Annotated in this window: 20 protein-coding genes and 7 tRNA genes; 23 read left to right on the top strand and 4 right to left on the bottom strand. The window is 55.9% G+C overall.

Features of this window, described 5'->3' with window-relative positions:
- Window positions 1–74: 74 nt before the first annotated feature.
- Both BWI95_RS12250 and nagE read right to left on the bottom strand, forming a co-directional pair.
- A complete protein-coding gene (locus tag BWI95_RS12250; RefSeq protein WP_042712855.1) occupies window positions 75–506 on the bottom strand; it encodes a membrane lipoprotein lipid attachment site-containing protein in 432 nt (143 codons plus the stop codon).
- 115 nt (window positions 507–621) lie between these two features.
- A complete protein-coding gene (nagE, locus tag BWI95_RS12245; protein ID WP_076769554.1) occupies window positions 622–2649 on the bottom strand; it encodes an N-acetylglucosamine-specific PTS transporter subunit IIBC in 2028 nt (675 codons plus the stop codon).
- Window positions 2650–2976: 327 nt separating this feature from the next.
- On the opposite strand from nagE, the gene nagB reads away from it, so the two are divergent.
- From nagB to BWI95_RS12180, 13 genes are all read left to right on the top strand, one after another.
- Entirely contained in the window at window positions 2977–3777 is an 801-nt protein-coding gene (nagB, locus tag BWI95_RS12240; RefSeq protein ID WP_042713656.1) for a glucosamine-6-phosphate deaminase, read from the top strand.
- Window positions 3778–3836: 59 nt separating this feature from the next.
- Complete coding sequence (nagA, locus tag BWI95_RS12235; RefSeq protein WP_054804209.1) at window positions 3837–4985, top strand: N-acetylglucosamine-6-phosphate deacetylase; 1149 nt, start codon at window positions 3837–3839, stop codon at window positions 4983–4985.
- A gap of 9 nt (window positions 4986–4994) precedes the next feature.
- On the top strand, window positions 4995–6215 hold the full coding sequence (gene nagC, locus BWI95_RS12230; RefSeq protein ID WP_042713659.1) for a DNA-binding transcriptional regulator NagC: 1221 nt from the start codon (window positions 4995–4997) through the stop codon (window positions 6213–6215).
- Window positions 6216–6257: 42 nt separating this feature from the next.
- Entirely contained in the window at window positions 6258–7010 is a 753-nt protein-coding gene (locus BWI95_RS12225; protein WP_023479994.1) for an HAD-IIA family hydrolase, read from the top strand.
- A gap of 256 nt (window positions 7011–7266) precedes the next feature.
- Complete coding sequence (gene asnB, locus BWI95_RS12220) at window positions 7267–8931, top strand: asparagine synthase B (protein ID WP_076769553.1); 1665 nt, start codon at window positions 7267–7269, stop codon at window positions 8929–8931.
- 219 nt (window positions 8932–9150) lie between these two features.
- Window positions 9151–9227, top strand: a tRNA-Met gene (locus tag BWI95_RS12215).
- Between the two features lie 9 nt (window positions 9228–9236).
- Window positions 9237–9321 (top strand) — tRNA-Leu (locus BWI95_RS12210).
- A gap of 23 nt (window positions 9322–9344) precedes the next feature.
- Window positions 9345–9419, top strand: a tRNA-Gln gene (locus tag BWI95_RS12205).
- A gap of 38 nt (window positions 9420–9457) precedes the next feature.
- Window positions 9458–9532, top strand: a tRNA-Gln gene (locus tag BWI95_RS12200).
- Window positions 9533–9560: 28 nt separating this feature from the next.
- Window positions 9561–9637: transfer RNA gene (locus BWI95_RS12195), tRNA-Met, on the top strand.
- 44 nt (window positions 9638–9681) lie between these two features.
- Window positions 9682–9756 (top strand) — tRNA-Gln (locus BWI95_RS12190).
- Window positions 9757–9790: 34 nt separating this feature from the next.
- A tRNA-Gln gene (locus BWI95_RS12185) sits at window positions 9791–9865 on the top strand.
- Window positions 9866–9987: 122 nt separating this feature from the next.
- Window positions 9988–10572: a hypothetical protein gene (locus tag BWI95_RS12180; protein ID WP_076769552.1), complete on the top strand. Its 585-nt coding sequence runs from the start codon at window positions 9988–9990 to the stop codon at window positions 10570–10572.
- Window positions 10573–10606: 34 nt separating this feature from the next.
- Here the strand turns inward: BWI95_RS12180 and ubiF are convergent, their stop codons facing one another.
- Window positions 10607–11779 carry a 3-demethoxyubiquinol 3-hydroxylase gene (gene ubiF, locus BWI95_RS12175; protein ID WP_076769551.1) on the bottom strand — a complete coding sequence of 391 codons (1173 nt, stop codon included), beginning with the start codon at window positions 11777–11779 and terminating at the stop codon, window positions 10607–10609.
- A gap of 172 nt (window positions 11780–11951) precedes the next feature.
- Between ubiF and miaB the strand changes: the two genes are divergently transcribed.
- The 9 genes from miaB (at window position 11952) to BWI95_RS12130 (ending at window position 21337) form a co-directional block, all read left to right on the top strand.
- Window positions 11952–13376: a tRNA (N6-isopentenyl adenosine(37)-C2)-methylthiotransferase MiaB gene (gene miaB / locus BWI95_RS12170; RefSeq protein WP_076769550.1), complete on the top strand. Its 1425-nt coding sequence runs from the start codon at window positions 11952–11954 to the stop codon at window positions 13374–13376.
- A 141-nt stretch (window positions 13377–13517) separates the two neighbouring features.
- On the top strand, window positions 13518–14564 hold the full coding sequence (locus BWI95_RS12165) for a PhoH family protein (protein ID WP_023479981.1): 1047 nt from the start codon (window positions 13518–13520) through the stop codon (window positions 14562–14564).
- A complete protein-coding gene (gene ybeY, locus BWI95_RS12160; protein ID WP_023479990.1) occupies window positions 14561–15028 on the top strand; it encodes an rRNA maturation RNase YbeY in 468 nt (155 codons plus the stop codon). Before BWI95_RS12165 ends, ybeY begins: the two co-directional genes overlap by 4 nt.
- Before the next feature lie 103 nt (window positions 15029–15131).
- Window positions 15132–16010, top strand: coding sequence for a CNNM family magnesium/cobalt transport protein CorC (gene corC / locus BWI95_RS12155; RefSeq protein ID WP_023479952.1), 879 nt, complete (start codon window positions 15132–15134; stop codon window positions 16008–16010).
- 5 nt (window positions 16011–16015) lie between these two features.
- Window positions 16016–17554 carry an apolipoprotein N-acyltransferase gene (lnt, locus tag BWI95_RS12150; protein ID WP_054804211.1) on the top strand — a complete coding sequence of 513 codons (1539 nt, stop codon included), beginning with the start codon at window positions 16016–16018 and terminating at the stop codon, window positions 17552–17554.
- A gap of 561 nt (window positions 17555–18115) precedes the next feature.
- Window positions 18116–19036: an amino acid ABC transporter substrate-binding protein gene (locus tag BWI95_RS12145; RefSeq protein WP_076769549.1), complete on the top strand. Its 921-nt coding sequence runs from the start codon at window positions 18116–18118 to the stop codon at window positions 19034–19036.
- A gap of 158 nt (window positions 19037–19194) precedes the next feature.
- The gene (gltJ, locus tag BWI95_RS12140) at window positions 19195–19935 is read left to right on the top strand and encodes a glutamate/aspartate ABC transporter permease GltJ (RefSeq protein WP_023480005.1); all 741 of its coding nucleotides are present in this window, start codon (window positions 19195–19197) and stop codon (window positions 19933–19935) included.
- Between the two features lie 2 nt (window positions 19936–19937).
- On the top strand, window positions 19938–20612 hold the full coding sequence (gene gltK / locus BWI95_RS12135) for a glutamate/aspartate ABC transporter permease GltK (RefSeq protein WP_054804212.1): 675 nt from the start codon (window positions 19938–19940) through the stop codon (window positions 20610–20612).
- Window positions 20612–21337: an amino acid ABC transporter ATP-binding protein gene (locus BWI95_RS12130; protein ID WP_023479949.1), complete on the top strand. Its 726-nt coding sequence runs from the start codon at window positions 20612–20614 to the stop codon at window positions 21335–21337. The genes gltK and BWI95_RS12130 overlap by 1 nt, the downstream gene beginning before the upstream one ends.
- A 42-nt stretch (window positions 21338–21379) precedes the next feature.
- Here the strand turns inward: BWI95_RS12130 and BWI95_RS12125 are convergent, their stop codons facing one another.
- Window positions 21380–21862: a zinc ribbon-containing protein gene (locus BWI95_RS12125; RefSeq protein ID WP_054804213.1), complete on the bottom strand. Its 483-nt coding sequence runs from the start codon at window positions 21860–21862 to the stop codon at window positions 21380–21382.
- Between the two features lie 233 nt (window positions 21863–22095).
- On the opposite strand from BWI95_RS12125, the gene leuS reads away from it, so the two are divergent.
- Complete coding sequence (gene leuS, locus BWI95_RS12120; RefSeq protein ID WP_076769548.1) at window positions 22096–24678, top strand: leucine--tRNA ligase; 2583 nt, start codon at window positions 22096–22098, stop codon at window positions 24676–24678.
- Window positions 24679–24681 lie beyond the last annotated feature (3 nt).

Below are 24681 nucleotides of genomic sequence, written 5' to 3'. Positions count from 1 at the left end.
CTCAAGGCGTAAACAACGTATAACGGCATATGATCTAATAAGAGGACGCAGGAAACAACCTTTACTTATACAAATCACTGATGCTCAGGAGAAAGGTATTCGTCCGCATAGTGTGCCTGCCGACAGCGGAGATCCTGCGTGGTCGGCGTGAGGATCACAGGGCTGACGATCTCATCACCTCTTCCACTGCGAGGGAGATAACCGGGCGCTTCAATACACCAGCCCCAGGAGTAAAAATTGGTGCCGTGAAGAAAGAAGATCATATTTTCCCACTGGGATTTTTTCTCGACATCAATATGGCCCTGCCTGTCGGCGCGGAACTCCTCCGGTGCGGGATAGTATCCCGGTGGGGAACGCCCGGTGCTGACCCACATCATCGCTGTTGGCAGCGGCTCTCCGGCCGGATTGCGCACATCCACTTCATAATGCGGGCGAATAGTTGCGTAACGCGGGATACAGCCGCTAAGCGCCGTCGTCATCACCAGCGCGTATAAAATCCTTTTCATTATTCACCTCTGTAAAATAGCGGCCATCAGTATGGCATTCATTAAACGGCGGGTAAAAAAAAGCGGCGGAGGAGATCCCCCGCCGCTTAAGGCTAATGTGCCGACTCAGGAGCAATCAGCCTTTAATTTCGTATAACGGCGTCTGACCCGCAACGACATGGCCTTGCGCCTTAATGACAAGACCACTGAAATCATCAATATTGCTGACGACAACCGGGCTAATCATTGAGCGGGCATTGGCATTGAGGTACGCCAGATCCATTTCGAGGATCGGTTGACCGGCAACCACTTCTGCGCCCTCTTCCACCAGACGGGTAAAGCCCTGGCCGCCCAGCGCAACCGTATCAATGCCCATATGGACAACAATCTCGGCGCCTTTTTCGGTCTCCAGGCAGAACGCATGGTTGGTATTGAAGATTTTTACAATCGTGCCAGCTGCCGGGGAAACCACGGTTTTATCCGTCGGTTTTACCGCCACGCCATCGCCTACCGCTTTGCTGGCAAAGGCTTCGTCCGGCACCTGCTCCAGCGCTACCACTTCACCAGTGACCGGCGACAGGAGCTCGGCAATTACCACCGCGTTTGGCACCGCCTGTGGTTTTGCGGCGGCTACTGGCGCGGCCTGGGCCGGCGCTGCGCTGCTGCTTGCCGCTGCCGGGACATCCCCTGCCGTTTTCATCGCGTTGGCAATTTTCTCTGCCACAAAGCCGACGATAATCTGCACGCTGGTTTTATTAAGACGAATCACGCCAGTTGCGCCCAGGCGTTTCGCCATCGTTTCATTGACCAGGGAAGAGTCATTCACGTTAAGGCGCAGACGGGTAATACAGGCATCAATACCGGTCAAGTTCGCCGAGCCACCGACGGCAGCAATATACTGACGCGCCAGGCCGCTGACATCCTGCTCGCTATTAGCGCTGATATTGACATCCTGACCATCGGTTTCATCCCCGGCGACAGCCAGTTCACGACCCGGGGTCAGCATGTTGAATCGCTTAATGGTGAAGCGGAATACCACGTAGTAGATAACAAAGAACACCAGACCCTGCGGGATCAGCATCCACCACTGGGTCGCCAGTGGGTTACGCGAGGAGAGCACCATATCCACCAGCCCGGCGCTGAAGCCGAAACCGGCAATCCAGTGCATGCTGGCTGCGATATAGACGGAGATACCGGTCAGAATGGCGTGAATGACATACAGCACCGGTGCCACGAACATAAAGGAGAATTCCAGCGGCTCGGTGATGCCGGTAAAGAAGGCGGCGAAGGCACCGGCCATCATAATCCCCAGCACTTTGGCTTTGTTCTCAGGACGCGCGCACTGATAGATCGCCAGCGCCGCACCCGGCAAGCCGAACATCATGATCGGGAAGAAGCCCGCCTGATAACGCCCGGTGATCCCCACTGTCGCTTTACCGGCTTCGATAGACTGCGCGCCGCCAAGGAAGTTAGGGATATCATTGATGCCCGCCACGTCGAACCAGAAGACCGAGTTCAGGGCGTGATGCAGACCTACCGGGATCAGCAGACGGTTGAAGAAGGCGTAAACACCCGCACCGACAGAGCCGAGTTTCTGAATATGTTCACCAAAGCTAACCAGGCCACTAAAGACCACCGGCCAGATAAACATCATGATAAAGGCCACAGCGATCATCACAAAAGAGGTGATGATCGGCACCAGACGGCGGCCGCTAAAGAAGGAGAGCGCTTTCGGCAGTTCGACGGTGCTGAAGCGGTTGTAAAGCTCAGCGGCGATGATCCCGACCAGAATACCAACAAACTGGTTTTCAATTTTGCCGAAGGCCGCGGGAACCTGATCCAGCGGAATTTTTTGAATCATCGACACCGCGGCAGGCGAGCAGAGGGTCGTTAACACCAGGAAGCCGACGAAACCGGCCAGCGCCGCAGCGCCATCTTTATCTTTGGACATCCCATAAGCGACGCCGACCGCGAACAACACGCCCATATGGTCGATGATCGCCGAACCGGATTTGATAAACAGCGCGGCCAGGGCGTTTTGGCTTCCCCAACCAACAGGGTCGATCCAGTAGCCGACCCCCATCAAAATTGCTGCCGCAGGCAGCGTGGCGACCGGCACCATCAGCGCGCGGCCAACCTTCTGTAAATAGCCTAAAATACTCACTTTATTCCCCCTATGAGCTCAACGTAAGCTCACTGAAACAGTTGTTTTTTATTGTGCAACGAACCCTGAACTGATGCCTGTTTTTCCACTACCTGACGAAGTGTCTGCAAAATTAATTCGCCTCGCAAATTAAACGCGCATTTTCTGTGATTAAAATCACTAACTATCGTTATCATCACTCCTCAATACTGGCAAACAACAAAAACTTATTTTAAGATCAAAAATATCAAAGCGGATCGCTCCCTTCTTATGACGAAACCAGGTTACGCTTAACGCTGAGCCAGAAGGCGCACCGCCAATGCTTTTCATTAAACTTTGAGGTGAACAATGAGACTGATTCCCCTGGCGACAGCTGAACAGGTCGGTAAATGGGCCGCCCGCCATATCGTCAACCGCATTAACGCATTCAACCCCACCGCCGATCGTCCTTTTGTACTTGGCCTGCCAACGGGCGGAACGCCGCTTACGGCCTACAAAGCATTAGTTGAAATGCACAAAGCGGGCCAGGTCAGCTTTAAGCATGTCGTCACCTTTAACATGGACGAATATGTAGGCCTGCCGAAGGATCACCCGGAGAGTTACCACAGCTTTATGCACCGTAATTTCTTCGATCACGTTGATATTCCTGCTGAAAACATTAACCTGCTCGATGGAAACGCGCCCGATATTGACGCAGAATGCCGTCGTTACGAAGAAAAAATTCGCGCTTACGGCAAAATTCATCTGTTTATGGGCGGTGTAGGCAACGATGGTCATATCGCTTTTAACGAACCGGCATCGTCGCTGGCATCGCGTACCCGTATTAAAACGTTGACCCATGATACCCGCATAGCGAACTCGCGCTTCTTCGACGGCGATGTTAATCAGGTGCCAAAATATGCCCTGACCGTAGGCGTCGGCACGCTGCTCGATGCCGAAGAGGTGATGATTCTGGTGCTGGGCAACGTTAAGGCGCAGGCACTGCAGGCGGCCGTTGAGGGTAACGTCAACCATATGTGGACCATCAGCTGCCTGCAGCTGCATCCGAAAGCGGTCATCGTCTGCGACGAGCCGTCCACGATGGAGCTGAAAGTCAAAACACTGAAATACTTCAACGAGTTAGAAGCAGAAAATATTAAAGGTCTGTAAGTCTGTATCCGCTTCGCAGGCTACTGCGGAGCGGCACTCATCGTTAACCGGGGGTTGTTATGTATGCTTTAACCCATTGCCGAATCTTTACCGGCCATGAAATTTTGGATGACCATGCGCTCGTTGTAGCAGATGGCCTGATTGAACGCCTTTGCCCACAGCCTGAGCTACCAGCGGATATTGAACAACGCTCGCTGAATGGTGCCCTCCTCGCCCCTGGTTTTATTGATGTGCAGCTCAACGGCTGCGGCGGCGTGCAGTTTAACGATACCGCCGAAGCTGTCAGCGTTGAGACGCTGGAGATCATGCAGCGCGCTAACGAGAAGTCCGGCTGCACCAGCTACCTGCCGACGCTGATTACCACCAGTGATGACCTGATGAAGCAGGGCGTGCAGGTGATGCGCGACTACCTCGCAAAATACCCGAACCAGGCGCTGGGCCTGCATCTGGAAGGGCCGTGGCTCAATATCATCAAGAAAGGCACCCACAATCCGGACTTCGTGCGTAAACCGGATGCGGCGCTGGTCGATTTCTTATGTCAAAACGCGGATGTGATCACAAAAATCACCTTAGCGCCGGAAGTGGCGGGATGCGACGTGATCCGCAAGCTTGCCGACGCGGGGATTGTCGTTTCCGCCGGTCACTCCAACGCCACGCTGAACGAGGCGAAAGCCGGTTTCCGCGCCGGTATCACCTTCGCCACCCATCTTTATAATGCTATGCCGTACATCACCGGGCGCGAGCCGGGGCTGGCGGGCGCCGTGCTTGATGACACAGATGTTTACTGTGGCGTGATTGCCGATGGGTTGCATGTCGACTACGTTAATATTCGCAATGCGAAGCGGCTGAAGGGGGACAAGCTCTGTCTGGTTACCGATGCAACCGCGCCCGCAGGTGCACATATTGATCAGTTCATTTTTGCTGGCAAAACAATATACTACCGGAATGGATTGTGCGTAGATGAAAACGGAACGCTGAGCGGCTCGGCCCTGACGATGATCGAAGGGGTGCGTAACCTGGTCGAGCATGTCGGTATTGCGCTCGATGAAGCGCTGCGTATGGCCACGCTCTACCCGGCTCGCGCCATTGGCGTTGACAAAAAGCTGGGCACTCTCGCCGCAGGCAAGGTGGCGAACCTGACCGCATTTACGCGTGATTATGAAATTATCAAGACCATCGTTAATGGTAACGAGGTCGCCACTGCATAAAGAGACGGTATGACATCAGGCGGACAAGCTCAAATTGGTAACGTTGACCTCGTAAAACAGCTTAACAGTGCGGCGGTTTACCGCCTGATTGACCAACACGGCCCCATCTCACGCATACAGATTGCCGAACAGAGCCAGCTTGCTCCCGCCAGCGTGACAAAAATCACGCGTCAGCTGATTGAACGCGGGCTGATCAAAGAAGTCGATCAGCAGGCCTCCACCGGGGGCCGCCGCGCCATCTCAATCATTACCGAAACCCGCAATTTCCAGGCCATCGGCGTGCGCCTCGGGCGCAACGACACCACCCTTACGCTCTACGATCTGAGCAGCAAGGTGCTGGCCGAAGAGCACTACCCTCTGCCGGAGCGCACCCAGGAGACGCTGGAGCACGCGCTGCTCAACACCATCAGCCAGTTTATCGACGCCAGCCAGCGTAAAATCCGCGAGCTGATCGCCATTTCGGTGATCCTGCCGGGGCTGGTCGATCCGGAAAGCGGCGTAATCCGCTATATGCCGCATATTCAGGTGGAGAACTGGGCGCTGGTTGAGGCGCTGGAAAAACGCTTCAAATTGACCTGTTTCGTTGGGCACGATATCCGCAGCCTGGCGCTGGCCGAGCACTATTTTGGCGCAAGCCAGGATTGCGAAGACTCCATTCTGGTGCGCGTGCATCGCGGCACCGGTGCCGGGATCATCTCCAGCGGCCGCATCTTTATCGGTCGCAACGGTAACGTCGGCGAAATTGGTCACGTGCAGGTAGAACCCCTCGGCGAGCGCTGCCACTGCGGTAACTTCGGTTGCCTGGAGACGATTGCCGCTAATGCCGCCATTGAGCAGCGGGTCCGCCATCTGTTACAGCAGGGTTATCAGAGCCGCCTGAAAGAGGAGGATTGCTCAATCAAGGCTATCTGCAAAGCCGCCAACAAAGGCGATGCGCTGGCCTGCGAAGTGATTGAGTACGTCGGGCGTCATCTCGGTAAAACTATCGCTATCGCCATTAACCTCTTCAACCCGCAAAAAGTGGTGATTGCCGGCGAGATTGTTGAAGCGGAAAAAATCCTGCTGCCCGCCATTGAAGCCTGTATCAATACGCAGTCACTGAAGGCGTTTCGCAAAAATCTGCCGGTTGTGCCCTCCACCCTCGATCATCGCTCTGCGATTGGCGCCTTCGCGCTGGTGAAACGGGCGATGCTGAACGGTCTGCTGCTACAGCGGTTGCTGGAAAACTGACAGGGTTTATAGTTAACACTTATTTTTTTATCCGGACACTCCATGACCATTCAGAATGTAATCTGCGATATTGATGGCGTGCTGATGCACGATAACGTTGCCGTTCCCGGCGCTGCCGAGTTTGTTACCCGCATCCTTGAGAAAGAGATGCCGCTGGTATTGCTGACTAACTACCCTTCTCAGACCGGTCAGGATCTGGCTAACCGCTTTGCCTCCGCGGGGATTGATGTGCCCGCCAGCGTCTTTTACACCTCGGCGATGGCAACGGCAGACTTCCTCAAGCGCCAGGAAGGGAAAAAAGCGTATGTGGTCGGCGAAGGTGCACTGATTCATGAGCTGTATAAAGCTGGCTTCACCATTACCGACATCAACCCGGATTTTGTCATCGTCGGCGAAACCCGCTCCTATAACTGGGAGATGATGCACCGCGCGGCCTTCTTCGTCGCCAACGGCGCACGCTTTATCGCGACCAACCCGGACACGCACGGCCGCGGCTTCTACCCCGCCTGCGGCGCGCTCTGTGCCGGTATTGAGAAGATCTCTGGCCGTAAGCCTTTCTACGTTGGCAAACCGAGCCCGTGGATCATTCGCGCCGCGCTGAACACCATGCAGGCGCACTCGGAGCAGACGGTGATTGTTGGCGATAACCTGCGCACCGACATCCTGGCTGGCTTCCAGGCCGGTCTGGAGACCATCCTGGTGCTCTCCGGCGTCTCGCGGCTCGACGATATCGACAGCATGCCGTTCAGGCCATCGTGGATTTACCCCTCGGTCGCCGAAATTGATGTTATCTGAACGTAACCACGCCTTTGGGCGTGGTTTTTTATTTTTGCCGCCACAAAAAAACGCTTCGTTTAATAAACACCGCTTAATTTTGAAGAATCATCAATAAACCAGCGCAATACATACGCAATTTTCAGCATTCATTAATCACCGTTGCACTTTTTCATTTCCTGCCGCTAAAAGGCTTGCGCCCTGCCCATCTTTTGCGGCATTTTGGCTACAAGCACACAACATTACAGCAATGCCCTCAAGGTTAACGGAGAAGTCTATGTGTTCAATTTTTGGCGTACTGGATATCAAAACCGACGCAGGCGAATTACGTAAAAAAGCGCTCGAATTATCCCGTCTAATGCGCCACCGCGGTCCGGACTGGTCCGGCGTTTATGCCAGTGACAAAGCGATTCTCTCCCATGAACGTCTGTCGATTGTCGACGTCAACGCCGGTGCGCAGCCGCTCTATAACCGACAAAAAACCCATGCGCTGGCCGTTAACGGTGAAATTTATAACCACCAGGCGCTGCGCGCAGAGTACGGCGACCGCTACGCCTTCCAGACTGGCTCCGACTGCGAAGTGATCCTCGCGCTCTATCAGGAAAAAGGGCCAGCATTCCTCGACGAATTGCAGGGTATGTTTGCCTTCGTGCTTTACGACAGTGAACAGGATGCTTACCTGATTGGCCGCGACCATATCGGCATCATCCCGCTCTATATGGGTCATGACGAACACGGCAACCTCTATGTTGCTTCTGAAATGAAGGCGCTGGTGCCGGTTTGCCGCACCATTAAAGAGTTCCCGGCGGGTAGCTATCTGTGGAGCAAAGAGGGTGAAATCCGCTCCTACTATCAGCGCGACTGGTTCTCTTATGACGCCGTAAAAGATAACGTTACCGATAAAGAGGCGCTGCGCCAGGCGCTGGAAGATGCGGTGAAGAGCCACCTGATGTCCGACGTGCCGTACGGCGTGCTGCTCTCCGGCGGCCTGGACTCCTCGGTTATCTCTGCGATCACCAAAAAATTCGCCGCCCGCCGCGTAGAAGATCAGGAGAAATCAGAAGCCTGGTGGCCGCAGCTGCACTCTTTCGCCGTTGGCCTGAAGGGCGCGCCGGATCTGAAAGCGGCGCAGGAAGTGGCGAACCATCTCGGCACCGTACACCATGAAATTCACTTCACCGTGCAGGAAGGTCTGGATGCGATCCGCGATGTGATCTATCACATTGAAACCTATGACGTAACCACCATTCGCGCTTCGACGCCGATGTATCTGATGTCGCGCAAAATCAAAGCGATGGGCATCAAAATGGTGCTCTCCGGCGAGGGTTCTGACGAAGTGTTTGGCGGCTACCTCTATTTCCATAAAGCGCCGGATGCCAAAGAGCTGCACGAAGAGACGGTGCGTAAACTGCAGGCGCTGCATATGTTTGACTGCGCCCGCGCCAACAAAGCGATGTCTGCCTGGGGCGTGGAAGCGCGCGTGCCGTTCCTCGATAAAAACTTCCTCGACGTGGCGATGCGTATTAACCCGCAGGATAAGATGTGCGGCAGCAACGGTAAGATGGAAAAACATATCCTGCGCGAATGTTTTGAATCCTACCTGCCGGCGAGCGTGGCGTGGCGTCAGAAAGAGCAGTTCTCCGACGGCGTAGGTTATAGCTGGATCGACACCCTGAAAGAGGTGGCGGCGCAGCAGGTGACGGATCAGCAACTGGCGACTGCCAGCTACCGCTTCCCGTACAACACCCCTTCGTCGAAAGAGGCTTATCTCTACCGTGAAATCTTCGAAGAGCTGTTCCCGGTCGCCAGCGCCGCCGAGTGTGTTCCGGGCGGTCCGTCCGTGGCCTGTTCATCGGCTAAAGCATTCGAATGGGACGAAGCGTTCAAAACCATGAACGATCCATCGGGCCGCGCTATTGGTGTTCACCAGTCAGCCTACTGATGAGCGATGGTTATGCATACAGGCCCTGCGGGGCCTGTTGTTTTTGTGTCGCTGATTTCACGCAGAAAATCGTTTTTTGCTGAATAAAGCGACATGCTGTTCGCAACCTAACCAAACAGTCACATTCCGGCAATTTTCGATGAAAAAGGTGTTGACGCTCTCAGGCTCAATACGCATAATGCGCCCCGCAACGCCGATAAGGTAACGCGAAAAAAAGATGGCTACGTAGCTCAGCTGGTTAGAGCACAGCACTCATAATGCTGGGGTCACAGGTTCGATTCCCGTCGTAGCCACCATCTTTTTTTGCGGGAGTGGCGAAATTGGTAGACGCACCAGATTTAGGTTCTGGCGCCGCAAGGTGTGCGAGTTCAAGTCTCGCCTCCCGCACCATTCCCAAAGAAGCGTTGCACGGATGGGGTATCGCCAAGCGGTAAGGCACCGGTTTTTGATACCGGCATTCCCTGGTTCGAATCCAGGTACCCCAGCCATCTCTTCTTCGACTCCTGCGTGTTAACGCGTTAGTCGTTGGGGTATCGCCAAGCGGTAAGGCACCGGTTTTTGATACCGGCATTCCCTGGTTCGAATCCAGGTACCCCAGCCAGTCGATGACTGGGTAAGCAGTAAAATTTGGCTACGTAGCTCAGCTGGTTAGAGCACAGCACTCATAATGCTGGGGTCACAGGTTCGATTCCCGTCGTAGCCACCATATTCAAGGCGTAATGCTCAGGCATTAAACCGAAAAAGATTTGTTGGGGTATCGCCAAGCGGTAAGGCAGTGGATTCTGATTCCACCATTCCGAGGTTCGAATCCTCGTACCCCAGCCAACTTCAAAGACGTTTGCTTCGGCAAGCGCACTTTTGGGGTATCGCCAAGCGGTAAGGCAGTGGATTCTGATTCCACCATTCCGAGGTTCGAATCCTCGTACCCCAGCCAATCAAAGCAAAAAAGCTCGCTTCGGCGGGCTTTTTTGTTTTCTGCCTCCTGACAATCAGTAGCTGTTAAGCGCCTGAACAGCATGCTAATTTGAGCCATCTTTCCCCTGTCGGGTGCGCACCATGAATTACCAAACTACGACTCTGTGGTTTTACTCCCCCTATCATCTGCTGCTGGTCGTCGCGGTTATTGCCGCCACCTTTCTCGGGCTGACCGCGCCAATCCTCTATTTTCTGGTTATCGGGCTGCTGTTTCCGGTGCTGGTCTCGATGCGGCTGCATATCCTGAGCGAGAACGGCAAAGCAACGTTGATAAAAGAGCGCGAGGAGTGGATGGTCTACGTGCAGGGGATCCCGGTGCATGAGACGCGTGCCTCGCTGAAAAACCCCTGTTTTTCCACGCCTGAGCGGCTGCGCCAGTTTTTTATGCGCGGCTTTATGGCGAGAGCGCTGATCCAACTCGCAGCCATCGCGATGTTGATCGACCAGGCGCGCGCCAATCCGCTGGTGAGTTATGAAGGGCTGGCGGCGGGCACCATGCTGGTTCTGCTGCTGATACCGCTCTATCGCACAGCGCGCGCCATCAGCGATGTGCATGCAGGGAAATGGGCGTTGCAGGAGATTGATGCGACAACAGGCTATCAGGCCTATTTCGTTGACAACAAACGCGTGAAGACGGCACTCGACAGGATGCTTGCGGTGCCGTAACGGTATGCGCGAGCGACCTGTCGCTCGCGCTTTTTTACAGACCTAAGGCGTATTTCAGCGCCTGGCGTTTCAACCCTCCGGCGCGCTCTGCCGCCATCAGGCCAATATTGCGTAACACACGCAGCGGGCCAAGATCGTTACTGAACCCGGCATAAAAGAGATCCATCCCGCTCTGCATAATGAAGTTATCCGCCCTGCGCCGCGTCTGGTAGCGTTGCAGCACCTCGCGGCTGGCCCATGCTTCGCCGTGGCTGCGGGCGCGTGACAGCACATCCAGCAGCGCATCAACGTCGCGATAACCAAGATTGACACCCTGCCCTGCCAGCGGATGAATGGTGTGCGCCGCATCGCCCACCAGCGCCAGCCCCGGCTGCATATATTGCAGCGCATGGCGACGCACCAGCGGGAACGACGCCGCAGAGACCGCTTTAACGCGCCCCAGCCGCGGCGGAAAGTTGCGGGCGATCTCCTGCTCCAGTTGCGTCATGGAGAGGGTTTGTAACTGGCGAATGCGCGCAGGCTTGTCGTACCACACCAGCGACGCCCAGCGATCATAAAGCGGCAAAAAGGCGTGCGGCCCGTTCGGCGTAAAGTGCTGCCAGGTCGACTCGCCCGCCTCCTGCTCGCACTCGACGCTTATCAGCATGCAGGATTGATCGTACTGCCAGGCATGAATACCGATCCCCGCCGACTGGCGCACCCAGGAGTTGGCACCATCCGCGCCAATCAGCAGCTGTGCCGTCAATGTATCGCCATTTTCAAAACTTAGGGTTTGGGTGCCCTCACTGGCTTCACGCCCGCTCAGCGTCTCTGTGCTCAGCGTCACCTGCGAATGCGCCTGCAACGCCTGCCATAAGGCGTACTGCAGAACGCTGTTTTCCACCATATACCCGAGCAGCGGCAGCTTCAGCTCGCTGGCGTCAAACAGCACGTGGGCGTTTTCCCACTCCCACGTCTCCAGCTGTCGGTAGGGGTGGCAACGCATCGCTTCGATGCTCTCCCAGACGCCCAATCCGCGCAGCAGTTCGACCGAGGCGGCGCTGATCGCCGAGATGCGCACATCCGGCGGCGCGCTGGCATCAAAGGGCGCAGGCGTCTGTTTATCAATTACCGTGACGGCAAAACCCTGTTGCGCCAGCCCTAACGCCAGCGCCCCGCCGACCATACCGCCGCCAACAATAGCGACCTCTGTGGAGTGATTTGTCATGGCGAAGTGTCCTTTTAGATGAATGGCCTAAGTCTACCGGATTTTTGCGCCCTTGCCCCCCGTCAACCGTCATACTGGTCAGGGCGCAACCAAAGCATTACAATACGCGGCCTGCAATCCTGGCTTATACCCGTCATACTCCGGGTATACGAACTTACGCAAGAGCAAGTCGATGACAAAAAAACTCCATATTAAAACCTGGGGCTGTCAGATGAACGAATATGATTCATCAAAGATGGCCGATCTGCTGGATGCCACCCACGGCTATCAACTGACCGAGGTTGCGGAAGAAGCGGATGTGCTGCTGCTCAATACCTGCTCAATCCGCGAAAAAGCCCAGGAGAAAGTTTTCCATCAGCTGGGCCGCTGGAAGCTGCTGAAAGAGAAAAAGCCGGAGCTGATTATTGGCGTCGGCGGCTGCGTGGCCTCGCAGGAGGGCGATCACATTCGCCAGCGCGCCCACTATGTCGACATCATTTTCGGGCCGCAAACCCTGCACCGTCTGCCGGAGATGATCAACTCCGTGCGCGGCAACCGCAGCCCGGTCGTCGATATCAGCTTCCCGGAAATTGAAAAATTCGACCGCCTGCCGGAGCCGCGCGCCGAAGGCCCAACCGCCTTTGTCTCGATCATGGAAGGGTGCAACAAATATTGCACCTACTGCGTGGTGCCTTACACCCGCGGCGAAGAGGTGAGCCGTCCTTCTGACGACATCCTGTTTGAGATCGCCCAGCTGGCGGCGCAGGGCGTGCGTGAAGTGAACCTGCTTGGCCAGAACGTTAACGCCTGGCGCGGGGAAAACTATGACGGCACAACCGGCACTTTTGCCGATCTGCTGCGCCTGGTCGCCGCGATTGACGGCATCGACCGTATTCGCTTTACCACCAGCCACCCGATTGAGTTCACCGACGATATCGTTGATGTCTATCGCGATACGCCGGAGCTGGTGAGCTTCCTGCACCTGCCGGTGCAGAGCGGTTCCGACCGCGTGCTGAACCTGATGGGGCGTACCCACACCGCGCTGGAGTATAAAGCGATCATTCGTAAGCTGCGCGAGGCGCGTCCCGATATTCAGATCAGCTCTGACTTTATCGTCGGCTTCCCGGGCGAAACCACCGATGACTTTGAGAAGACTATGAAGCTCATTGCCGATGTCAATTTCGACATGAGCTACAGCTTTATCTTCTCTGCGCGTCCGGGTACCCCGGCTGCCGACATGGTTGACGATGTGCCGGATGAAGAGAAGAAGCAGCGTCTCTATATCCTGCAAGACCGTATTAACCAGCAGGCGATGGCCTGGAGCCGCCGCATGCTGGGCACCACGCAGCGTATTCTGGTGGAAGGTACTTCGCGTAAGAGCATCATGGAGTTGTCCGGTCGTACCGAGAACAACCGCGTGGTGAACTTCGAAGGCACGCCGGAGATGATCGGCAAGTTTGTCGACGTCGAGATCGTGGATGTTTATACCAACTCCCTGCGCGGCGTGCTGGTGCGTACCGAAGAGGAGATGGGGCTGCGCGTTGCGGAATCTCCGGCTTCGGTGATCGCCCGTACCCGTAAAGAGAACGAGCTTGGCGTAGGTACATATCAGCCGTAAAACCTCAGGCCTGCCATTTCTGGCAGGCCTTGCTTTTCCCCGCGATCACCCCAACATGCTGTCTGATGCTTGCGACTTCTGGCGATGCCGTAAATACTTGCCAGAGAGACGCTATGGCGACACATATCAAAGAGGAACAGTTTGAACATAGATACGCGTGAAATCACCCTTGAGCCAGCGGACAACGCACGTCTGCTAAGTCTGTGCGGCCCGTTTGACGACAACATCAAACAACTGGAGCGGCGACTGGGCATCGAAATCAACCGCCGCGATAATCACTTCAAACTCACCGGACGCGAAATTTGCGTCAATGCGGCTGCCGATATTCTGCACACGCTGTATGTCGACACTGCGCCGATGCGCGGTCAGACCCAGGATATCGAGCCGAACCAGATCCACCTGGCGATCAAAGAAGCGCGCGTGCTGGAGCAGAGCGCTGAGAGCGTGCCGGAGTACGGTAAAGCGGTCAACATCAAGACCAAGCGCGGCGTTATTAAGCCACGCACGCCGAACCAGGCGCAGTACATCGCTAACGTGCTCGATCATGACATCACCTTCGGCGTTGGCCCGGCGGGTACGGGTAAAACCTACCTCGCAGTCGCAGCCGCCGTGGATGCGCTTGAGCGCCAGGAAGTGCGTCGCATTCTGCTGACCCGCCCGGCGGTGGAAGCGGGTGAAAAGCTCGGCTTCCTGCCCGGCGATCTCAGCCAAAAGGTCGACCCTTATCTGCGCCCGCTCTATGACGCGCTGTTTGAGATGCTCGGCTTTGAGCGCGTTGAGAAGCTGATGGAGCGCAACGTCATTGAGGTCGCCCCGCTCGCTTATATGCGTGGTCGCACCCTGAATGATGCCTTTATCATTCTTGATGAGAGCCAGAACACCACCATCGAACAGATGAAGATGTTCCTGACGCGTATTGGTTTTAACTCGAAAGCGGTGATCACCGGCGACGTCACACAGATTGACCTGCCGCGCAGCACCAAATCGGGCCTGCGCCACGCTATCGAAGTGCTGGCGAATGTCGATGAGATCAGCTTCAACTTCTTCCACAGCGAAGACGTGGTGCGCCATCCTGTGGTAGCACGCATTGTTATCGCTTATGAAGCCTGGGAAGAAGCGGAGCAAAAACGGAAAGCAGAACTGGCCGCCGAGCGTAAGCGCGAAGCCCAGGATCAGGAGCAGAAATGAGTCAGGTGATCCTCGATTTACAGCTGGCCTGCGAAGATAACACTGGCCTGCCGGATGAAGCGCAGTTTCAGGCGTGGCTGGATGCGGTGATCCCGCAGTTCCAGCCGGAAGCGGAAGTGACCATCCGCCTGGTCGACAGCGCAGAGAGTCACGAGCTGAACCTGACCTATCGCGGGAAAGATAAACCGACCAACGTGCTCTCTTTCCCGTTCGAAGCGCCGCCCGGCATCGAAATGCCGCTGCTGGGCGATCTGATCATCTGCCGCCAGGTGGTTGAGCAGGAGGCACTCGAACAGGTTAAACCCCTCGAAGCCCACTGGGCGCATATGGTGATCCACGGCAGCTTACACCTGCTGGGGTATGACCATATCGAGGATGAGGAAGCGGAAGAGATGGAAGGGATCGAGACAGAGATAATGCTTGCTCTGGGCTATGAGGATCCGTACATTTCCGAGAAGGAGTAGTCTGTGCGCCAGTTCGCTGGCGCATTGGCACAAAATGCCGTCCGGCGCTGAGTTTACGCGTGACGAGCGACAATTCAACCAACATGAGAACCCACACGACGCCATGAGCGACGATAACTCACACAGTAGCGACAACACCAACAGCAAAAAGGGATTCTTCTCCCTTTTACTCAGCCAGCTCTTTCACGGCGAACCGAAAAACCGTGATGAATTACTGGCTCTGATCCGAGACTCCGGGCAGAACGAGCTTATCGATGAAGATACGCGCGACATGCTCGAAGGGGTGATGGATATTGCGGACCAGCGCGTACGCGACATCATGATCCCCCGTTCACAAATGATCACCCTGAAACGCAACCAGACGCTGGACGAGTGTCTCGATGTCATTATCGAGTCCGCCCACTCGCGTTTCCCGGTCATTAGCGAAGACAAAGATCATATCGAAGGGATTCTGATGGCCAAGGATCTGCTGCCGTTTATGCGCAGCGATGCCGAAGCATTCAGCATGGAAAAAGTGTTACGCCCGGCAGTGGTGGTACCGGAGAGCAAGCGCGTTGACCGTATGCTCAAAGAGTTCCGTTCCCAGCGCTACCACATGGCTATCGTTATTGATGAGTTTGGTGGTGTCTCCGGTCTGGTTACTATCGAAGATATTCTTGAGCTGATCGTCGGCGAAATCGAAGATGAGTATGACGAAGAAGAGGATATCGATTTCCGCCAGCTGAGCCGTCACACCTGGACGGTGCGCGCGCTGGCGCCGATTGAAGACTTTAACGACACCTTCGGTACCCACTTCAGCGATGAAGAGGTCGATACCATTGGCGGTCTGGTGATGCAGGCGTTTGGTCACCTCCCCGCGCGCGGCGAATCTATCGACATTGATGGTTACCAATTCAAGGTCGCTATGGCAGACAGTCGACGTATTATTCAGGTCCATGTCAGAATGCCGGATGATTCTCCGCAACCGAAACTGGATGAGTAATGTAAATGGTATTTGCCGCCTTGTTTGAGCGCCAGCGCGTCCGTCTGCTGCTGGCGTTACTGTTCGGAGCCAGCGGAACGCTGGCTTTTTCACCTTATGACCTCTGGCCCGCCGCGCTTCTCTCCCTGATGGGCCTGCAGGGCTTAACCCTTAACCGCCGTCCGTTACAGGCCGCCTGGATTGGCTACGCCTGGGGGCTTGGCCTGTTTGGCAGCGGCGTACACTGGGTCTATGTCAGCATCGCGCAGTTTGGCGGCATGCCTGGCCCCATCAATGTCTTTATCGTCGCGCTGCTGGCGGCTTATCTCTCGCTCTATACCGGCCTGTTTGCCGGCCTGCTCGCGCGCCTGTGGCCAAAAACCAGCTGGCTGCGCGTGGCGGTTGCCGCGCCGGTGGTGTGGCAGATCACCGAGTTCCTGCGCGGCTGGGTGCTGACCGGCTTCCCGTGGCTGCAGTTTGGCTATAGCCAGATTGATGGCCCGCTGAAAGGTCTGGCACCGGTGCTCGGCGTCGAGTCGATTAACATCCTGCTGATGGTCGTCAGCGGCCTGCTGGTGCTGGCGCTGGCAACCCGTAACTGGCGTCCGCTGGTGGCGGCGGTTGTGCTCTTCGCCCTCCCCTTCCCGCTGCGTTTTATTCAGTGGTATCAGCTGCTGCCAGATCGCACCACCCAGGTGACGATGGTGCAGGGTAATATTCCCCAGTCGATGAAGTGGGACGCAGGTGAGCTGCTCAATACGCTGAAGATTTACGCCGGGGCGACAGAGCAGGTGCTGGGCAAGTCGCAGCTGATTATCTGGCCAGAGTCGGCAATCCCGGATCTGGAGATTAATCAGCAGGGTTTTCTCAACGAGATGGATAAAACCCTGCGGGCGAACAATGCCACGCTGATTACCGGTATTGTTGATGCGCGTCTCAATCAACAGAATCGCTACGACACCTACAACGCGGCGATTACGCTGGGGACCGGCAGCCCGTATAGCTATCGCTCAACGGATCGCTACAACAAAAATCACCTCGTGCCGTTTGGCGAGTTTGTGCCGCTGGAGTCGATTCTGCGACCACTCGCGCCCTTTTTCGATCTGCCAATGTCATCCTTTAGCCGCGGGTCTTATGTGCAGGCACCGCTGTCGGCTCATGGTTTAAAACTGACGGCGGCAATCTGCTACGAGATTATTCTCGGCGAGCAGGTGCGGGATAACTTCCGTCCGGACACCGACTTCCTGTTGACCATCTCCAACGATGCCTGGTTTGGTAAGTCAATTGGGCCATGGCAGCACTTCCAGATGGCGCGTATGCGTTCTCTGGAGCTGGCGCGCCCGCTGCTGCGCAGCACCAATAACGGCATTACCGCCGTGATTGGGCCGCAGGGGGAGATCCAGGCGATGCTGCCGCAGTTCACCCGCGAGGTGCTGACGGCGAAAGTAACCCCCACCAGCGGATTGACACCGTATGCGCGAATGGGTAACTGGCCGGTGTGGATTATCACGGTTCTGCTGGGCTTTGCCGCGCTGGTGTTGGGCCTGCGTCAACGCCGTCGTTAATTTTTCGCTGCTGATTGCCGGATGGCGCTGCGCTTATCCGGCCTACAAAATTTCGCACTTCTCCGTAGGCCACATAAGGCGTAAGCCGCCATCCGGCAGTGAACTCATATCTTTGCCGGATAGCGCTGCGCTTATCCGGCCTACAAAACTTCAAACTTCCCCGTAGGCCGGATAAGGCGCAAGCCGCCATCCGGCAGTGACCTCATATCTTTGCCCGATAGCGCTGCGCTTATCCGGCCTGGGTGACTTCTCACTTCTTCACCCGCCAAACTGGCATGCCGCTTGCTTATATCTACCCTGTGACGACCAAATCTGCCCGTGCGTAAACGGGTCGCACCGGCAGGGATCGGTCGCAGCACTATTCTGGTGCAATGTGAGATTTTTGCCTCTAAACGGTGCGGCGCGCCTCGCAAAAATAAACAATACCGCAGCAAATTCTTTACATTAAGCCAGACTAAATGTAACAAACACACACGACACTGCACGAATATGTAGCAGCACATAACAACAACACAACGGGTATCACTGTGCTTTACGCACTGACGATAAAGGAGTCTGGATATGCAATTACGTAAACTGGCCGCCGCCATGCTGGTGATGGGACTGTCCGCCGGTCTGGCACATGCCGAAGAGGCGAAGCCTGCCGACGCAGCGGCTCAGCAATCGACGCTGGATAAAATTGCCAAAAACGGCGTTATCGTCGTCGGTCACCGTGAATCTTCCGTACCGTTCTCCTATTACGACAACGCACAGAAAGTTGTCGGTTATTCACAAGACTACTCCAACGCTATCGTTGAAGCGGTGAAGAAGAAGCTCAACAAGCCGGATCTGGCCGTTAAGCTGATTCCTGTCACCTCGCAGAACCGCATTCCGCTGCTGCAAAACGGCACCTTCGATTTTGAGTGCGGCTCCACCACTAACAACGTCGAGCGCCAGAAACAGGCGGCCTTCTCTGACACCATTTTCGTGGTTGGCACCCGTCTGCTGACCAAAAAAGGCGGCCCGATCAAAGATTTCGCCGACCTGAAAGGCAAAGCCGTGGTTGTCACCTCCGGCACCACCTCCGAGATCCTGCTTAACAAGCTGAACGACGAGAAGAAGATGGATATGCGCATCATCAGCGCGAAAGATCACGGCGACTCCTTCCGTACGCTGGAGAGCGGCCGCGCGGTGGCCTTTATGATGGATGATGCCCTGCTGGCTGGCGAGCGCGCGAAGGCGAAGAAACAAGATAACTGGGAGATCGTCGGCACGCCGCAGTCGAAAGAGGCTTACGGCTGTATGCTGCGCAAAAACGATCCGGAATTTAAAAAGCTGATGGATGAGACCATCGCGCAGTACCAGACCTCTGGCGCGGCGGAAAAATCGTTCACCAAGTGGTTTAAAAACCCGATTCCACCGAAAAACATGAACCTGAACTTCGATCTTTCTGACGACATGAAAGCGCTGTTCAAAGAACCGAATGACAAAGCTCTGAACTAATTACAACCATTAGGGGCGGGTTTACCTGCCCTCTCGATTGTCGAAGCTGCACGGACAGACTATGCGTTGAGTGGCCGTTCCCCACTCAGCGTGAACATTCGCACTTCACACAATCTTCGAGGGTAGCGCTGCTACCCTTTTTTTTCTGGAGTAGATTTATGTCCATAGACTGGAACTGGGGAATCTTCCTGCAACAGGCCCCGTTCGGCAACACCACCTATCTTGGCTGGTTATGGAGCGGTTTTCAGGTCACCATCGCCCTGTCGGTGACGGCCTGGATTATCGCCTTCCTGGTCGGCTCTCTGTTTGGCATCCTGCGCACCGTTCCCAACCGCTTCCTCTCGGGGATCGGCACCTTATATGTGGAACTGTTCCGTAACGTGCCGCTGATTGTGCAGTTCTTTACCTGGTATCTCGTGGTACCGGAGCTGCTGCCGGAAGATATCGGCATGTGGTTTAAGGCAGAACTGGATCCCAACATCCAGTTCTTCCTCTCGTCAATGGTCTGCCTTGGGCTGTTTACTGCCGCTCGCGTCTGCGAGCAGGTGCGCGCCGCGATCCAGTCGCTGCCGCGCGGGCAGAAAAATGCCGGGCTGGCGATGGGCCTGACGCTGCCGCAAACCTACCGCTACGTGCTGCTGCCGAATGCCTACCGCGTGATCGTTCCGCCGATGACCTCCGAGATGATGAACCTGGTGAAAAACTCGGCCATCGCTTCGACCATTGGTCTGGTGGATATGGCGGCGCAGGCGGGCAAACTGCTAGATTACTCCGCCCACGCATGGGAATCTTTTACCGCCATTACCCTCGCTTACGTGGTGATTAACGCCGTGATTATGCTGGTGATGAACCTGGTTGAACGCAAAATCCGCCTGCCGGGCAATATGGGAGGCAAATAACGATGTATGAGTTTGACTGGAGTTCAATCGTCCCTTCCCTTCCCTATCTGTGGGCGGGATTGCTGGTGACGCTGAAAATCACCGCCATCGCCATTGTGTTCGGTATCGTCTGGGGCACGCTGCTGGCAGTGATGCGTCTGTCGACCTTCGCACCGCTGCGCTGGTTCGCCAAAAGCTACGTTAACGTCTTCCGTTCGATTCCACTGGTGATGGTGCTGCTGTGGTTCTATCTGATCGTGCCGGGTTTCCTGCAAAACGTGCTGGGACTGTCGCCGAAAACCGATATCCGGCTTATCTCGGCGATGGTCGCCTTCGCGATGTTTGAGGCGGCGTACTACTCGGAGATTATCCGCGCCGGGATCCAGAGTATCTCCCGCGGGCAGTCGAGCGCGGCGCTGGCGCTCGGCATGACGCACTGGCAGTCGATGAAGCTGATTATTCTGCCGCAGGCGTTTCGCGCCATGGTGCCGCTGCTGCTTACCCAGGGCATCGTCTTATTCCAGGACACCTCGTTAGTGTATGTCCTGAGCCTGGCGGATTTCTTCCGCACGGCCTCCACGATTGGCGAGCGTGACGGTACGCAGGTCGAGATGATCCTGTTTGCCGGCGCTGTCTATTTTGTTATCAGTTTGAGTGCTTCGCTGTTGGTCAGCTGGCTGAAGAAAAGGACCGTCTAATGATTTCCCTGAAAAATGTTTCGAAATGGTATGGCCACTTTCAGGTGTTGACCGACTGCTCCACCGAAGTGAAAAAGGGCGAGGTGGTGGTAGTTTGCGGCCCGTCGGGTTCCGGTAAATCGACGCTGATCAAAACCGTCAATGGCCTTGAGCCGGTGCAGAAAGGCGAGATCCTGGTAAACGGCACCAAAGTGAACGACAAGAAAACCAATCTCGCGGAGCTGCGCTCCCACGTGGGTATGGTGTTCCAGCACTTTGAGCTCTTCCCGCACCTGTCGATTATCGAAAACCTGACGCTGGCGCAGGTGAAAGTGCTGAAACGCGATAAAGCGGCGGCGCGCGACAAAGGGCTGAAGCTGCTGGAGCGCGTTGGTCTGACGGCGCACGCCAATAAGTTCCCGGCACAGCTCTCCGGTGGTCAGCAGCAGCGCGTGGCGATTGCCCGCGCGCTCTGCATGGATCCGGTGGCGATGCTGTTTGATGAACCGACATCGGCGCTCGATCCGGAGATGATCAACGAAGTGCTGGACGTGATGGTCGAACTGGCTAACGAAGGGATGACGATGATGGTGGTAACCCACGAAATGGGCTTCGCCCGTAAAGTGGCGAACCGCGTGATCTTTATGGATGAAGGGAAAATCGTCGAAGACTCGGAGAAGGATGCCTTCTTTAACGATCCGAAATCGGATCGCGCAAAAGACTTCCTCGCCAAGATCCTGCATTAATCCCCTTGCGCCTGCCCGCGCTATGTGGGCAGGCGCTTGCTGTTAAGGTTCGAACGGACGGCGCTGGAACTGATCGTGCCCGCATTTCGGGCATAACGGCAGTACATCCGGCGTGTAGACCGCCAGATGGAAATGGCACTTCTCGCAGACCAGGTTCCCCAGCCCAACCACCTCCCCGCTGTGATAGACGCCGTGGTGGTTGAGATCCTGAAACACCTCGCGCCACTCCAGCTGGGTTTTATCGGTAATATCCGCCAGCTCCTGCCAGATGCTCTCTTTAATCACCCGCATAAAGACGCCGTCGGTGACCTCACTCTGGCTTTCGTTGTAGCTGCGGGCGAACTCTTCCAAATCGCGACGAATAGCGCGCATTAACTCATCCGTCTCGGTTCGCGTTAACTCACCGGTCTGTGTGACCCTCAGGCGAGCCTGTTCAACCAATGCGTCAATATCGCGATCGCCATTACGCAGGCGCTCGGTCAGTGAAGCGACCAGTTCACGGTAAAATTGCGCAACCTTGTTCATCGTTTCGCCTCCGGTTAAGTGATTCATTTTAATGATAGACGTTAATTTCCCCCGCCTCTGCCGAGCCGTCTGTTGCGTGATGAAAAAGTGATGTGGCGCAGAGAAGGGCTATTTCGACGGCGCTTTTCGGAAAGGCTGTTTTGAGGCTGGCGTTTGGGCTATGCTATGCCGACTAAAAACCACCTATTAACGCTACATTTGTAGCTGTAGCAAAAACAGGACTACTGGCTGCCATGCAAGAGCAATACCGCCCGGAAGAGATAGAATCCACCGTACAGCGTCACTGGGAAGAAAAGCGCACATTCGAGGTCACCGAAGACGAGAGCAAAGAGAAATACTATTGCCTGTCGATGCTTCCCTATCCTTCTGGCCGACTACACATGGGCCACGTCCGTAACTACACCATTGGCGATGTGATCGCCCGCTACCAGCGCATGCTGGGTAAAAACGTGCTGCAGCCGATTGGCTGGGATGCGTTTGGCCTGCCGGCTGAAGGCGCCGCGGTGAAAAACAAAACCGCCCCTGCGCCGTGGACCTACGACAATATCGCCTACATGAAAAACCAGCTCAAAATGCTGGGCTTCGGCTACGACTGGAGCCGTGAAGTGGCGACCTGCACCCCGGAATATTACCGCTGGGAGCAAAAATTCTTCACCGAGCTCTATAAAAAAGGGCTGGTCTACAAAAAAACCTCCGCGGTGAACTGGTGCCCGAATGACCAGACCGTACTCGCTAACGAACAGGTTATCGATGGCTGCTGCTGGCGCTGCGATACCAAAGTTGAGCGTAAAGAGATCCCGCAGTGGTTTATCAAAATCACCGCCTATGCCGACGAGCTGCTGAACGATCTGGATAAACTGGATCACTGGCCGGATACCGTGAAAACGATGCAGCGCAACTGGATCGGCCGTTCTGAAGGGGTGGAGATCACCTTTGATGTGCAGAACAGCGTCGAGAAGCTGACCGTTTACACCACCCGCCCGGACACCTTTATGGGCGTGACCTATCTCGCCGTTGCCGCCGGTCACCCGCTGGCGCAGCAGGCTGCCCAGACCAACCCGGAGCTGGCGAGCTTTATCGACGAATGCCGCAACACCAAAGTCGCGGAAGCCGAAATGGCGACGATGGAGAAAAAAGGCGTCGATACCGGCCTGAAAGCAATTCATCCGCTGACCGGCGAAGCGATTCCGGTCTGGACGGCGAACTTTGTGCTGATGGAGTACGGCACCGGCGCGGTGATGGCCGTTCCGGGTCACGATCAGCGCGACTACGAGTTTGCCAGCAAATATCAGCTGAACATCAAGCCGGTCATCCTGAATGCCGACGGCAGCGAGCCGGATCTCAGCGCCCAGGCGCTGACCGAAAAAGGCGTGCTGTTTAACTCCGGTGAGTTTGACGGTCTCGACTTCAACGCCGCCTTTAACGCCATTGCTGACAAGCTGGCAGAGAAAGGCGTCGGTGAGCGTAAAGTGAACTTCCGTCTGCGCGACTGGGGCGTTTCCCGTCAGCGTTACTGGGGCGCACCCATCCCGATGGTGACCCTTGAAGATGGCACCGTGATGCCGACGCCAGAAGACCAGCTGCCGGTGATCCTGCCGGAAGATGTGGTGATGGACGGCATTACCAGCCCGATCAAAGCCGATCCGGAGTGGGCGAAAACCACCGTTAACGGCCAGCCTGCGCTGCGCGAAACGGATACTTTCGACACCTTTATGGAGTCCTCCTGGTACTATGCGCGCTACACCTGCCCGCAGTACAACGAAGGGATGCTGGATCCGAACGCGGCGAACTACTGGCTGCCGGTTGATATCTATATTGGCGGTATCGAACACGCCATCATGCACCTGCTCTACTTCCGCTTCTTCCACAAGCTGATGCGCGATGCGGGCATGGTCACCTCTGACGAACCGGCTAAACAGCTGCTGTGCCAGGGCATGGTGCTGGCAGATGCCTTCTACTACCTCGGCGAAAGCGGCGAGCGTAACTGGGTGTCACCGAAAGAAGCTATCGTCGAGCGTGATGAGAAAGGCCGTATCGTGAAAGCGACCGATGCCGCGGGCCATGAGCTGGTCTACACCGGTATGAGTAAGATGTCGAAGTCGAAAAACAACGGCATCGACCCGCAGGAGATGGTAGAGCGTTACGGCGCGGATACCGTGCGTCTGTTTATGATGTTCGCCTCCCCGGCAGATATGACGCTGGAGTGGCAGGAGTCCGGCGTTGAGGGGGCAAACCGCTTCCTGAAACGCGTCTGGAAACTGGTCTACGAACACACCGCCCAGGGTGCCGTTGCGCCGCTGGATCTGGCTGCGCTGAATGACGATCAGCAGGCGCTGCGCCGCGATGTGCATAAAACCATCGCCAAAGTCTCCGATGATATCGGCCGTCGTCAGACCTTCAACACCGCCATCGCGGCGATCATGGAGCTGATGAACAAGCTGGCGAAAGCGCCGCAGGAGAGCGAGCAGGATCGCGCTCTGATGCAGGAAGCGCTGCTGGCAGTGGTGCGTATGCTCAACCCGTTCACCCCGCATGCCAGCTTCACGCTGTGGCAGGAGCTGGGCGGCGAAGGCGACATCGATAACGCGCCGTGGCCGGTTGCCGACGAGAAAGCGATGGTTGAAAACACCACGCTGGTCGTCGTGCAGGTCAACGGCAAAGTGCGCGGTAAAATTACCGTCGCTGTTGATGCGACAGAAGAACAGGTTCGTGAACGCGCAGGCCAGGAGCACCTGGTGGCGAAATATCTTGAGGGCGTTACCGTACGTAAAGTGATTTATGTACCGGGCAAACTGCTCAATCTGGTCGTTGGTTAAGCG

Origin of the sequence: Kosakonia cowanii JCM 10956 = DSM 18146 (assembly GCF_001975225.1) — a bacterium.
Lineage (GTDB): Bacteria > Pseudomonadota > Gammaproteobacteria > Enterobacterales > Enterobacteriaceae > Kosakonia > Kosakonia cowanii.
The sequence above is the reverse complement of the archived record's forward strand: the minus strand, read 5'-3'. Positions and strand labels throughout refer to the sequence as shown.